Here is a 12247-nt window from a genome sequence, read left to right as displayed (position 1 = left end):
CAGATCACCGGAGTTTCCATGTCCTCGATCCTGATTATCGAGCAGATCCTGAACGGGCTGCAGTTCGGCGTCATGTTGTTTTTGATGGCTGCTGGCCTGACGCTGATCTTCGGGGTGATGGGCCTGATCAACCTGGCCCATGGCTCTTTGTACATGGTGGGTGCATTTGCCGCTGCAGCAGTTGCAGGGGCGACCGGGTCATTTCTGCTTGCTCTGATTGCTGCTCTGGCTGCGGCCGCACTGGCAGGGGTGATCGTAGAAATGCTCGTTATCCGGCGGCTTTATCAGGCACCACATTTGGATCAGGTTCTGGCCACCTTTGCACTGATCCTGATCTTTTCCGAAGGGACAAGGTGGGTCTTTGGGTCTTTCCCATTGTTCCTGGATATTCCAGCGGCACTTTCGGGTCCGATCACGCTGCAGGGCGGGATCGAATATCCCCTCTATCGCCTAACCCTGATCGGGATTGGTCTTGCTGTTGCAGTAGGTTTGTGGGCCCTGATCGAACGCACGCGTTTGGGTGTGCAGATACGGGCCGGTAAGAACGACCGGGAAATGATTGCCGCACTGGGCGTCGACATCTCGAAACTTTATACGTTGGTATTTGCACTAGGGGCGGGGCTGGCGGGGCTTGCCGGTGCTTTGGTTGGGGCAATTCAGTCGGTACAGGTGGGCATGGGTGAACCTGTTCTGATCCTGGCCTTCGTGGTTATCGTAATCGGTGGCATAGGCTCGGTTCGGGGGGCGTTCATCGGGGCGCTGTTGGTTGGGCTAACCGACACGCTGGGCGGGGTTTTCCTGCCCGAGCTGTTCAAACTGTTCATGGAACCGGGAGCCGCTCAGAAAAGCGGCTCGGCTCTGGCATCAATGGGAATCTATGTCCTGATGGGACTGGTCCTGATCTGGCGCCCAACAGGTCTGTTCGGAGCCCGCGCATGAGAATGAATGAAAGATACATCAATGGCCTGATGATCGCCGGCCTGCTGGCGCTGCCCCTTTGGGCGCTGGCCGCGGACCAGCCCTTCACAATCACGCTTGTGACGCGGGCGGTGATCTTGGCGCTTGCAGCGGTTGGTCTGAATGTCATCCTGGGAATTGGGGGGTTGGTCAGCTTTGGCCATGCTGTTTTCTTCGGGATCGGCGGCTATGCGATGGGCATTCTGACCTATCACGCGCAGACCTACACTGCACTGGATTTGGGCTTGATTTCTATCGAAGGCAGTAAATCCATGCCCGTGATCTGGATAGTTGCGATGCTTACTTCGGGCATTGCTGCCTTTTTCGTCGGTCTTCTGTCCCTAAGAACGTCAGGCGTTTATTTCATCATGATTACGCTGGCCTTCGGACAGATGTTTTACTACTTCGCGATTTCTTGGGCGCAATACGGGGGCGAAGACGGATTATCCATCTATGTTCGCAACGGTTTTCCCGGCCTCAACACATTGGATCCGATCCAGTTTTACGGCATCTGTTTCGCGCTGCTATGTCTCCTCCTGTTCCTGTTTGCGCGGATGCAAGCCGCGCCATTCGGGCTGGCTCTTAATGCGACGCGGCAATCTACGGCGCGGGTCGAGACCGTGGGATTGAATCCCATGCGTCTGAAACTTCTGGCCTTTGTTCTGTCCGGCGCTGTCACTGGTCTGGCCGGGGCGCTGTTTGCCGATCTCAACCGGTTCGTTTCGCCGTCTATGTTCAGTTGGCAGCTTTCTGGCGAATTGATTGTGCTGATAATCATCGGAGGTGTCGGACGCCTGATGGGTCCGGTAATTGGGGCTTGTGTGTTTGTCGCGCTCGAGCATTTTCTGGGTGAACTAACCGATTTCTGGCATGTATATTTGGGTATTGTTCTGCTGTGCATCGTTCTGTTTGGTCGCGGTGGCCTGATTGGGCTGCTAACCGGGAAAGAGGGGGCACATGTCTGATCCGGTCCTTGCCACCGAGAGTCTGAACAAAAGCTTTGGCGCGTTAAAGGCTACGGATAACGTCTCGATTGATCTCAGGCCAGGAGAGATCCACGCCATAATTGGTCCGAATGGAGCGGGAAAATCCACGTTGATCCAGCAGATTTGCGGAGGTTTGCAACCGGATTCAGGGCGTGTTTTGCTGTGCGGACAGGATGTGTCGGACCTTGGCACGCAAAAGCGGGCAAGAGCAGGGATGGGGCGGACGTTCCAGATATCTGAACTGTGCATGGAAGATACGGTTCTGGAAAACGTCGTGTTGAGCGCCATGGGTGCGGAAAACCTCGTATGGCGGTTCTGGAAACCTGCCTTGAAACGGCCAGAGCTGCTCGAAAGGGCCGAGGCTGCGCTGGAAAGGGTGGGCCTGGGCGATGAACGCGAAACGCGTTGCGCAAATCTCAGCCATGGTCAACGCCGCCAGCTTGAAGTCGCCGTGGCTTTGACTTTGTCACCTAGGGTCTTTGTCATGGATGAACCGATGGCCGGGCTTGGCGCTGGAGGGTCCAAACGGTTGACCGGGTTTCTTGACGGTCTGCGGGAAGAGGCGCCCATCCTCCTTGTCGAACATGATATGGACGCCGTTTTTGCGCTGGCTGACCGGATCAGCGTATTGGTCTATGGCAAGGTGATTGCAACCGGGACGGCAGATGAAATCCGCGCAAGCCGTGAGGTGCGCGATGCCTATCTGGGGGATGAGGCATGACTTTGTTGCGGGTAGAAAACCTGACCGCGACATACGGCGTCAGTCAGGCTTTATTTGGCGTCGATCTTTCTCTGGCGCAGGGCGAGGTTACAGCCCTTATGGGGCGCAATGGGATGGGCAAGACCACGACTGTCAAAGCCATTTGCCGGATGATCCGGTCCGAGGGCACCTTGTCGCTGAACAATCAGAATCTGCACGCTCTACCCAGCTATAAGGTCGCGCGTCTTGGTGTCGGGCTGGTACCCGAGGGGCGCCGGTGCTTTGCCGACCTGACGGTGCGCGAGAATCTGATCGCAGCTGCCAGACCCGGCGAGTGGACATTGCAGAAGGTGGCTGAACTGTTCCCACGGTTAGAGGAACGTCAGGGCCAAGGGGCAGCCTCACTATCCGGCGGAGAACAACAGATGCTGGCTATCGGGCGCGCCCTGATGACAAATCCGCAGCTCTTGATCCTCGATGAAGCAACCGAAGGGCTGGCTCCGATCGTGCGACAGGAAATCTGGTCGGTCTTGCATCGCCTGAAACAGGAAACCAATGTTTCGATCCTGTTGATCGACAAGTCTCTGAAAGAGTTGGCGCTGGTGTCTGACCGCGCGGTCATTCTTGAGCGCGGTAAAACAGTCTGGTCTGGCGCGATGGTGGATCTCAGTCATGACATCACAGAAAAATATGTGGGGGTCTGATGACTTTTGAATTCCACCAAAAGGTTCTGTTCAAACATTGCGACCCGGCGGGGATTGTCTTTTTCCCGCGCTATTTCGAGATGATCAATGATTGCGTTGAGACCTATTTCGATCAGGTGCTATGCAAACCGTTTGAAGAGATTCATCCTGTTGGCGCAGTGCCTACCGCACAGATACAAACCCGATTTTCAGCGCCCAGCCGTCACGGTGACCATTTGATATTCCGGATGAAGATCACAAAGATCGGACGCAGTTCAGCCGAATACTCGGTCGTGGCCAGTTGTGCGCAAGAGGAGCGACTGACAAGCGTAGCAACGCTTGTTCATGTAGATTCAAAGGGCGGTCCAACGGCCTGGCCCGCAGACATCCGTAAAAAACTCGAGGCATTCAGGGACGACGCGCTATGAGCCACAAGACAATTCACCCCGATGGCTGGTTGCCTGCCAAAGGATATGCCAATGGCGTTTTGACCAAAGATGGAACGTTACATATCGGCGGGCAAATAGGATGGGACGCGAACAAGAAATTTGTCAGCGGCGGGTTCATCGGACAGATGAAACAGGCGCTGCAGAATATCGTTGATATTGTCGAGGCCGCTGGTGGCTCGGCCCGCGATGTGACCCGCCTGACCTGGTTCGTAACAGACAAACGCGAATATCTGTCTCTGCAAGCCGAAGTTGGGGCCGCCTATCGTGAGGTTTTCGGCAGGCATTTTCCTGCGATGTCAATGATCATCGTGGCGGGTTTGGTCGAAGACGAGGCCTTGTTGGAAATTGAAGCGACAGCACATTTATCCTGAAGGCAAGCGACATTGAAACGGGCCCAGCGGAATGAATTTGAGCGATTTTCACCATAGGAGGTGAGAATTCTGCCAAACCTCTTTTCTGAAATCACAGGGCCGCCGAAGCGGGTTGCAGCGGCCTAAACCGGGCTGGATTTTGTGCTCGTACCAGAGTGAAAAGGCCAACGTGCAGGGCGTAACCAAGTCATTTGGGCGACCGATTGAATGGTGAGGGGAGACAAAGACAAACTTCCGCCGCTATTTCGTCAGATCAATCACAAATTCATATCTCAAACAGATCCTCAACAAAACATGAGGGTCGACGCAGTGAAAAGAGTCACAAGGCATCTAAGTCTCGAAAGACGGCGGTTGTCGCTGATTGCGGCTCTGGCTTTTGCCTCAGGTTTCACTCTTTACTCACATATAGAGGCAACGCGTTTCGGATTACCCGTCCCGGTTGTTATCGGCCTGATCTATATGGCTGTCATTGTATGCGCGACGGCTCTATCCACCTATTTCCTTCCTGGCTTGCGCCGCGTCACGGATACGGTGGCGATGACGCGTCTGGCATTTGCTCTTTGGGTGGCCGGAACCCAAAGCCATGAGATCGCAGCCTCGCCCACAATCAGCGCCGCCGTTGTGGTAGGGGGCGCGATCTTCGTGTTGCAAACGGGTTCTTTGGTTCAAAAGCTGGCCGGTAATCGACCGGATTTCGGCTTTGTCCCTCACATTGTTGGAAACACGCGTCTGTTTCTGGCCTGGTTGGATAACGCCTGCGAATATCAGGGTGCCCGGGTCCAGCCGGTATTTGCAGGAAAGACACCTCGAACGGTGGTCTGATGGCAAAACTCTGGTTTATTTGGTCAGCGTTGCACAGGCCGTCTGGGCCCATCTAAGGGCCAGAGGCGAAAGATGCGGCCCGACCTGTCTGAGAACCTTGGCATGATAGTCATTGATCCAGTCAATTTCTGACTGATTCAGCATATCTGGCATCAACATATCCGTCTGGATCGGGATCCAGGTCATGTTCGAGAACTCCAGAAATCCGTCATCTGCCTCGACAATTTCGAACAGGTTTTCGATGCGAATGCCGAACCTGCCGGCCTCGTAATATCCCGGCTCGATCGACATAACCATGCCAGGCATCAGGTCGACCGGGTTGTAAGGTTTGCCAATGCGCTGCGGATGTTCATGGACAGACAACCGGTGGCCAATTCCATGACCCGTACCGTGGTCATAATCCAATCCCAGATCCCACAGCGGTCGGCGACAGATTGCATCAATGTGATGGCCCTGAGTGCCTGCAGGAAAGCGCAGCGTGGCCAGAGCGTGAAAGGCCTTGAACACTGCGGTATAGGCCCGGTCATATCCATCAGGCCGCTGAGGCCCGAACGAAAAGCTGCGCGTGGCATCCGTTGTGCCGGTGTCGTACTGCCCCCCGGAATCCAGCAGGTATGTGCCCCGCGGTTGGATCGGAACGGTATTGTCGGCCTCGGTAGCGTAATGGCACATCGCGGCATTGCCATCGGCGGCCGAGATTGTGTTGAAGCTTTCGTGGATGAACCCATCCTGAGCGCGGCGGAAGGCCAATACCCGCTGTTCTGCTTCACGCTCGGTCACCGGTTCAGCCTGTTTCTGTACCTGAGCCGCCAGCCAGGCGCAGAATTCGGTCCAGGCGATCCCGTCCCGGATATGGCAAGCGCGCAACCCTTCCAGTTCCGTTGTATTCTTGCGGGCTTTGGTTTTGCTTAACAATCCGTTGACCGGCACGCCCTTCGCTCCGGTACGCTCCAGCACTTGTTTGACCGCCGTCGGCGAAAAATCGGGGTCGAAAATCACAGCCTGGCCGGGCGCTGTGAGATCACTGAGTGTAGACAGAAAACCATCCGGCGCCTGAACCGAAACATTTTCCGGCATGTGGTCAGTGACATCGGCATCCAGTTTTTGGTCAGACACGAACCAGTGCACTTGGCCCGAGCTTTGCAACAGAAGGAAAGAGTTGGGAACAGGGTTGAAAGCCACGTCTGAGCCACGCACATTAAGCAGCCAGGCGATGTTGTCGGGCTGAGTTTCCACCAGCAAGCCGGCCTCTCGGCGTGTTAGCTCAGTGGCCAGATCCGAGATCTTATCACCCGCCGCCCGGCCCGAAAACTGAAGTGGAAATGGCTCGATCTGTCCTTGGGGGGCAGCGGGTTGGTCGGTCCAGATTGCATCGACCGGATTTGAAGCCGTCGCTACCATCGCGGCACCGCTGCCTTCCAGCCCGTGCTCAAATCGGTCAAACCAGACCGGCGGTAGGTGCATCGAGTCAAAGCCGATTTTCCATCCTTTCTGTGCAACGGCGGCCAGCCAGTATTCGGGCGGCTCGTTAAACAGATGATGGTGCGAGAAAACAGCCTCGGCACACTGGTTTGCAGCCTGCACCACATAGCGGCCATCGACAAATAAAGCGACAGTTTCGGGTGTGACGATGGCCATGCCTGCCGAGCCGCTGAAGCCAGTTACAAAGGCGAGGCGTTCATCATGAGGGGCAACATATTCGCCCTGATGTGCGTCGTAGCGGGGCACGATAAAGGCATCCAGACCTTGTGCTTTAAGCTCTGCGCGCAAGGCCGAAACAATCGCGGATCGGTCGGTTCCGGGGGCATCAAGCATCGGCATTTATCTCTTCAACATGGTGACAGGCGACCTCGCCACGATTTTCAAAAGGCATCAGGGCAGGCACTTTGGTTTCGCATATGTTGCTGGCGTGAGGGCACCGGACATGGAACGGACACCCTGAGGGCATGTTCAGTGGTGAAGGCAGCTCTCCCTCAAGCCGCTTGACGGCACCGCGGTTGTCGGGGTCCAGCGAAGGGGCGGCTGAAAGCAGAGCTTGGCTGTAAGGGTGGGAGGGGGCGGAAAACAAGGTTTCGCTGTCGCCGATTTCAACGATCCGCCCAAGGTAGATTACCGCGACCCGGTTTGAAACATGACGGACAAGCCGCAGGTCATGGGCCACAAACAGGATTGTCAGATCAAGTTCCCGCTGCAGGTCCAGCAACAGGTTTACCACCTGCGCCTGAACCGAAACATCTAGTGCCGAGACCAGTTCGTCCGCAATCAGAACTTCGGGTTCGACCGCCAATGCGCGCGCAATGGCGATCCGCTGACGCTGACCTCCGGAGAATTCGTGCGGCAGCTTGTCTTGCGCGTCCTTCGGAAGGCGGACCAGATCAAGCAACTCGGCCACACGGTCGGGAATTTCTGCTTCTGGGCGCATGTTGTGAACGCTCAGGGCTTCGGCCAGAATTTGCCCTGTCGTCATCCGGGGATTGAGCGATGAATAGGGGTCCTGGAACATCATCTGAACCCGGCGGTTATAGGTGCGGTCAGCTTTGATTTCGCCGTCGAATATGTCCTGACCTTCAAAGTGGATTGAACCGTCGCTGGGCTTATGAAGGCGCACGATACACCGGGCTAGTGTGGACTTTCCACACCCGGACTCTCCGACGACGCCCAGAGTTTCGCCGCGGGTCAGATCTAGGCTGACACCATTCAGCGCCCGTACTTCGCGACCAGGACGCCGCGAAATGACATCGCCGATGCTGCGGCCCATTGGGAACCGCAGATGCAGGTCGCGGATTTGCATCAGGGCAGTCATGCGGCGTTCCCTTGGGTTTTGGTTATCGGGTTGAAACAGGCGACCTGTCTTTGATCGGTGATCAGGGTCATCGCTGGGCGCTCTTGCGTGCAGGCGTCTATGCAGGCGGCACAGCGCAGTGCAAACGCGCATCCAGCAGGCAGGGCATCCAGTGCGGGCGGCACTCCGGGAACAGAATATAGCGGCGTGCGAGGAGCGATGTTTTCGGGCACAGACCGCATCAGACCCACAGTATAGGGGTGATGCGGTGCCCGCAGCACATCGCGGACCGGCCCTTGTTCGACGATCCGTCCCGCATACATAACGGCCACGTTGTCGCAAGTCTGGGCAACCACGCCAAGATCATGGGTGACCAGCACAACCCCCATATCCATATCCTGCGCCAGTCGCAGGATCAGATCGAGGATCTGGGCCTGAATGGTCACGTCCAGAGCTGTGGTGGGTTCATCCGCCAGCAACAGTTTGGGTTCTGCGGCAAGCGCTATTGCGATCATGACCCGCTGGCGCATTCCGCCGGAAAATTGGTGAGGATAATCCTTCAAGCGTTGCGCTGCCGAGGGGATGCCGACAAGGTCCAGCATTTCGATTGCCCGATCCAAGCGCGCGGCGCGGGGCAGGTCGGTATGGGCACGCAGGGTCTCTTCCAGTTGCAGTCCGACAGTCAGCAGAGGGTTCAGCGAAGTCATCGGTTCCTGAAAAATCATCGCGATTTCGCGACCCTGAAACCGACGAAGAGCCCTGTCTGACATGGATATCAGATCACGCCCATTCCAGCGCACCTGGCCGGTCACGTCGCCATAGCGGCGCGCCAGCCCCATGATCGAGCGCAACGTGACGCTCTTGCCCGACCCGCTTTCGCCGACCAGCCCCAAAACTTCACCCCGGTTCACGCCGAAACTGACATCGCGCAGCGCAGGCAGCGCGCGACCGTTCTTGTGAAAGGTTGTGCATAGCCCGGTTACTTCTAGAAGTTTCGTTTGGTCCTGCATCGCTATCCCCGCGGTCTCAGCAGATCGGCAAGCCCATCGCCCAAAAGCGAAAAGCCAAGGCCGGTCAGAACGATGGCGATGCCGGGCATCAGGCTCAGCCACCAGGCGGTCGAGATAAAGTTGCGCCCTTCGGCGATCAGCACGCCCCATTCGGCCTGCGGTGGTTGCGCCCCCAAACCAAGATAGCCCAGGGATGACCCCAGCAGGATCACCAGCGCCATGTCGGTCATCCAATAGACGATAACCGGCGTTATCGCGTTTGGCAGCAGGTGGCGAAAGATGATGCGCCAGTCAGAATAGCCCATGACCACCCCGGCCGAGGCATAGTCATTCCCCATTTGAGCGATCACCTCGGCCCGCATCAGGCGCGCATAATAGACCCAGTAAACAACTGAAATCGCGATATACATGTTGATCAGGCCCGGCCCTAGAACCGCAACCACGGCAATGACAAGAACCAGGAAAGGAAAGGTTATTACAGCGTCAACGATGCGGCCAAAGATCATGTCCGCGATGCCGCGATAATACCCGACCAGCGCGCCAACCGTTATACCGGTGACCAATGCGAATACAGTCCCGAAAATTGCCATCTGCATGTTGACCTGATAGGCCCAGATGACGCGGGATAGGCTGTCGCGCCCTAACAGATCTGTGCCGAACGGATGTGCCCAGGATGGTGGTTGGCGCAGGGCCAGATAGTCGATTGCGCTTGGGTCATAGGGCGCGAATACGCCGGGAAACAGGGCAAGCAGCACCGAAAACCCGATGATGATGCACCCGGCCACGAACCCAGGTTTGCGCAAGGCCCGCTGCATGAAGGTGGGGCGCTGCGAGGTGCTGTTGAAGGTCGCGTCACTCATTGCAGGCGCATCCTTGGGTCAAGGCGACTCTGAAACAGGTCGGTCATCAGGAAAACCACGGAAACCAGAACAGCAAATGTCAGTGTCAGCCCCTGAATCAGGGGGTAGTCGCGGGCAAAGATAGCCTCGAGCATCAGGCGCCCCATTCCGGGCACGGCGAATACGGTTTCGGTGACCAATGTCCCGCTCATCAGATTGCCGATGGACAGGCCCAGCAGGGTTACCGTGGAAATCAGCGCATTGCGCAGGACGTGGCGACCCAGAACCAAACGAGGCGGCAGGCCTTTGGCACGCGCGAACTGAACATATTCGGCGTCCAGAACCTCGATAATCGCGCTGCGCAGGTTCCGCATGATGATGGCCGAGGTGTAAAGCGCTACGGTCACTGAAGGCAGGAACAGGTGATAGAGCCGCTCGGTAAAGGTGTCGCCATATCCTCCGACCGGAAACAGGCGCAGCTGTGCTGCCAGAAAGGTCAACAGAACGAGGCCAATATAGAACACCGGCATCGACAGCCCGATCTGAAAGACAGTGCGGATCACAGCATCAGGCCAGCGCCCCCGGTTGAGCGCGGCAACAAAGGCCAGCGGACCGGCAATCAGCAGCGACAAAACCACCGAATATACGGTCAGGAAGACAGTGATAGGAAGACGGTCAGAAATCACATTGATCACATCCGAGCGCATCAGGATGGACCGACCCAGATCGCCCTGCACGGTGTTGGTCAGGAACAGCCAGAATTGCACCAGCATAGGTTCGGTCAACCCAAGCCGTTCACGGATGGCCTGGATGTCGGCGTCCGAGGCACGATCACCGGCCATCGCAATGGCAGGGTCCCCCGGTAGCAATCGAACAAGAAGAAAAATAATGATCATAACCAGAAAAAAGGTCGGGATCATCATCAGGAGTCGTTTGAAGATATAGGACAGGCTGGACAAAGCGAGCTCCGCAAATTTGTCCCGCCGCCTGAAAGCGGCGGGACCAGGGGTCTTACCTTAGCGGCTGACGGTTGCTTGATCGAAGATATTGTTGCCCAGAGGGGTCTGGACATAGCCTTCGACAGCTGAGCCAACTGCAACGGCAAAGGGGGTCTCATACATGAACAGCAGGGGGGCTGCTTCGGCATAGAGCTCTTGCATTCGGGCGAATTTCGCTTTGCGCGCCTCGGCGTCCATTTCACCGGCGGCTTCGTCGAACAGGGTGTTAAACTCGGCGTTTTCCCAGCCGGTTCCTACTGCCTTGGCCGTGGGTGTGTGGCCCAGCCAGCCCACCACCTGACTGGGATCATTTACATCGTTGACCCAGCCATAGGTGTGAATGTCAAACTCACCTGATCGGTTCTTAGCGCCGCGTGTTGCGCCGTCCACTTGCTCGACCACAAGATCGACGCCCAGAGGAGCCCACATCTGCTGAAGCGCCGCAAAGATGGTTGCATCGTCCGCAGAACCTGCCAGCGTGGTAAAGGTGATTTCGGTTCCATCGGCAAACCCGGCCTCGGCCAACAATGCCTTGGCCTTGTCCACGTCATAGCCATAGAGCGGGGTCATGTCGGCGGCATATTGGGTAGCCTTGGCCATCAACGGCGAGCTCATCGGTTGACCCGCGCCATGCAGTACCAGCCCGATCAACGCTTCTTTGTTGGTGCCATAGTTCAGCGCCTGCCGGACGCGGGCGTCGGCCAGTGGGTTGGCAGAACCATCGGCTCGGTTATCGCGCGTATTGATTGGCGAATAGATGATCCGCGTGGACGGATAGAGGTTCATGTTGATGTTTGAATCCTGCTCCAGCTCGGCCACACGGCTGAACGGGATGAATTCTGCGGCATCAACTTCTCCGGCCTGCAAACTCAGAATGCGGGTAGCGTCATCCGGGATGATCTCAAAATGTACGGCATCCAGATACGGCAGAGCTTTGCCGTCTGCGCCCATGCGCCAATAGTTTTCATTGGCGCAGAAATCCATCGATGCACCTTGTTCAAAGCCACACAGATAGAAGGGGCCAGAGCCTACTCCGGCGGCTGTGGCGGCAAATATCGCAGCGGATTTTTCCTGATCTGTTGCACCTTCTGCAGCCTCAAAGGCCGCTTTGGACACGATTGCCGTGTTGAATGTGGCCAGCATGGACAGGATGGTTGGATCCGGGCTGCCAAGGGCAACCGTGATCGCGTTTCCATCTGCGGTAACCGCGTCGATCGAACCCAGCAAGCCAGCCCAGGGGCTCAGGTCGGGATTGCGCGCTCGGTCGAGGGAAAAGACTACGTCGTCACCTGACATGGGCGAACCGTTTGCGAATTTGATCCCCTCGCGCAGGGTCAGCGAAACCGTTTTACCATCGTCAGAGACTGTATAGGTCTCAGCAAGGCCGGGTTCGACGGAATTGCCGTCGGCACTGCTCCGCAGCAGGGTGTCGAACAGGCTGCCGACCATCCAGATATCAGGGTTGCGATCCGCATAGATCGGATCAATCAGGCGCGACCCGTCATAGCGTGCAAAGTTGAGTGTGCCGCCTCTTTCCTGTGCCAAAGCAGGCATGGCCAGGGTAGCGGCAACGGTTAGTCCCAAAACCGTCTTCAATTTCATAATCAGTCCTCCCGCAGAATGAATTCATGCTCGGGGCGACCATATCCG

Annotated in this window: 13 protein-coding genes; 7 read left to right on the top strand and 6 right to left on the bottom strand. The window is 56.9% G+C overall.

Annotated elements, in window-relative coordinates; all coding sequences use genetic code 11:
* Positions 1–18 precede the first annotated feature (18 nt).
* The 7 genes from AC2FH2_RS12820 (at position 19) to AC2FH2_RS12790 (ending at position 4968) form a co-directional block, all read left to right on the top strand.
* Complete coding sequence (locus AC2FH2_RS12820) at positions 19–939, top strand: branched-chain amino acid ABC transporter permease (RefSeq protein WP_281995512.1); 921 nt, start codon at positions 19–21, stop codon at positions 937–939.
* A gap of 2 nt (positions 940–941) precedes the next feature.
* Positions 942–1922, top strand: coding sequence for a branched-chain amino acid ABC transporter permease (locus AC2FH2_RS12815; RefSeq protein ID WP_496823907.1), 981 nt, complete (start codon positions 942–944; stop codon positions 1920–1922).
* Positions 1915–2664, top strand: a complete 750-nt coding sequence (locus AC2FH2_RS12810; protein WP_282027717.1) for an ABC transporter ATP-binding protein — start codon at positions 1915–1917, stop codon at positions 2662–2664. Before AC2FH2_RS12815 ends, AC2FH2_RS12810 begins: the two co-directional genes overlap by 8 nt.
* On the top strand, positions 2661–3347 hold the full coding sequence (locus AC2FH2_RS12805; protein WP_496823825.1) for an ABC transporter ATP-binding protein: 687 nt from the start codon (positions 2661–2663) through the stop codon (positions 3345–3347). Before AC2FH2_RS12810 ends, AC2FH2_RS12805 begins: the two co-directional genes overlap by 4 nt.
* Positions 3347–3754 carry an acyl-CoA thioesterase gene (locus tag AC2FH2_RS12800; protein WP_142637803.1) on the top strand — a complete coding sequence of 136 codons (408 nt, stop codon included), beginning with the start codon at positions 3347–3349 and terminating at the stop codon, positions 3752–3754. The genes AC2FH2_RS12805 and AC2FH2_RS12800 overlap by 1 nt, the downstream gene beginning before the upstream one ends.
* Positions 3751–4146 (top strand): RidA family protein, encoded by a 396-nt coding sequence (locus AC2FH2_RS12795; RefSeq protein WP_142637805.1) that lies wholly within the window; start codon positions 3751–3753, stop codon positions 4144–4146. Before AC2FH2_RS12800 ends, AC2FH2_RS12795 begins: the two co-directional genes overlap by 4 nt.
* A 309-nt stretch (positions 4147–4455) precedes the next feature.
* Positions 4456–4968, top strand: coding sequence for a hypothetical protein (locus AC2FH2_RS12790; RefSeq protein WP_142637807.1), 513 nt, complete (start codon positions 4456–4458; stop codon positions 4966–4968).
* Between the two features lie 15 nt (positions 4969–4983).
* Here AC2FH2_RS12790 and AC2FH2_RS12785 read toward each other — a convergent pair whose 3' ends face one another.
* The 6 genes from AC2FH2_RS12785 to AC2FH2_RS12760 are packed head-to-tail and all read right to left on the bottom strand — an operon-like array spanning position 4984 to position 12199.
* Entirely contained in the window at positions 4984–6783 is a 1800-nt protein-coding gene (locus AC2FH2_RS12785; RefSeq protein WP_496690007.1) for an aminopeptidase P family protein, read from the bottom strand.
* A complete protein-coding gene (locus AC2FH2_RS12780; protein ID WP_496694012.1) occupies positions 6776–7771 on the bottom strand; it encodes an ABC transporter ATP-binding protein in 996 nt (331 codons plus the stop codon). The genes AC2FH2_RS12785 and AC2FH2_RS12780 overlap by 8 nt, the downstream gene beginning before the upstream one ends.
* Positions 7768–8760 (bottom strand): ABC transporter ATP-binding protein, encoded by a 993-nt coding sequence (locus AC2FH2_RS12775; RefSeq protein WP_496823822.1) that lies wholly within the window; start codon positions 8758–8760, stop codon positions 7768–7770. Before AC2FH2_RS12775 ends, AC2FH2_RS12780 begins: the two co-directional genes overlap by 4 nt.
* A gap of 2 nt (positions 8761–8762) precedes the next feature.
* Positions 8763–9620 carry an ABC transporter permease gene (locus tag AC2FH2_RS12770; RefSeq protein WP_496823820.1) on the bottom strand — a complete coding sequence of 286 codons (858 nt, stop codon included), beginning with the start codon at positions 9618–9620 and terminating at the stop codon, positions 8763–8765.
* Entirely contained in the window at positions 9617–10558 is a 942-nt protein-coding gene (locus AC2FH2_RS12765) for an ABC transporter permease (protein ID WP_142637818.1), read from the bottom strand. The genes AC2FH2_RS12770 and AC2FH2_RS12765 overlap by 4 nt, the downstream gene beginning before the upstream one ends.
* Positions 10559–10615: 57 nt before the next feature.
* Positions 10616–12199 carry an ABC transporter substrate-binding protein gene (locus AC2FH2_RS12760; RefSeq protein WP_496713223.1) on the bottom strand — a complete coding sequence of 528 codons (1584 nt, stop codon included), beginning with the start codon at positions 12197–12199 and terminating at the stop codon, positions 10616–10618.
* Positions 12200–12247 lie beyond the last annotated feature (48 nt).

Source organism: Ruegeria sp. YTSA105, assembly GCF_059610225.1.
Note: the sequence above shows the minus strand (reverse complement) of the source record. Positions and strands in the feature narration are given on the sequence as shown.

What these genes read in the sequence shown, in the direction of transcription:
- AC2FH2_RS12795 (WP_142637805.1), top strand. Translation starts at nt 3,751, where the DNA reads ATGAGCCACAAGACAATTCACCCCGATGGCTGGTTGCCTGCCAAAGGA.
- AC2FH2_RS12810 (WP_282027717.1), top strand. Translation starts at nt 1,915, where the DNA reads ATGTCTGATCCGGTCCTTGCCACCGAGAGTCTGAACAAAAGCTTTGGC.
- AC2FH2_RS12800 (WP_142637803.1), top strand. Translation starts at nt 3,347, where the DNA reads ATGACTTTTGAATTCCACCAAAAGGTTCTGTTCAAACATTGCGACCCG.
- AC2FH2_RS12775 (WP_496823822.1), bottom strand. Translation starts at nt 8,760, where the DNA reads ATGCAGGACCAAACGAAACTTCTAGAAGTAACCGGGCTATGCACAACC.
- AC2FH2_RS12780 (WP_496694012.1), bottom strand. Translation starts at nt 7,771, where the DNA reads ATGACTGCCCTGATGCAAATCCGCGACCTGCATCTGCGGTTCCCAATG.
- AC2FH2_RS12805 (WP_496823825.1), top strand. Translation starts at nt 2,661, where the DNA reads ATGACTTTGTTGCGGGTAGAAAACCTGACCGCGACATACGGCGTCAGT.
- AC2FH2_RS12820 (WP_281995512.1), top strand. Translation starts at nt 19, where the DNA reads ATGTCCTCGATCCTGATTATCGAGCAGATCCTGAACGGGCTGCAGTTC.
- AC2FH2_RS12760 (WP_496713223.1), bottom strand. Translation starts at nt 12,199, where the DNA reads ATGAAATTGAAGACGGTTTTGGGACTAACCGTTGCCGCTACCCTGGCC.
- AC2FH2_RS12785 (WP_496690007.1), bottom strand. Translation starts at nt 6,783, where the DNA reads ATGCTTGATGCCCCCGGAACCGACCGATCCGCGATTGTTTCGGCCTTG.
- AC2FH2_RS12770 (WP_496823820.1), bottom strand. Translation starts at nt 9,620, where the DNA reads ATGAGTGACGCGACCTTCAACAGCACCTCGCAGCGCCCCACCTTCATG.
- AC2FH2_RS12815 (WP_496823907.1), top strand. Translation starts at nt 942, where the DNA reads ATGAATGAAAGATACATCAATGGCCTGATGATCGCCGGCCTGCTGGCG.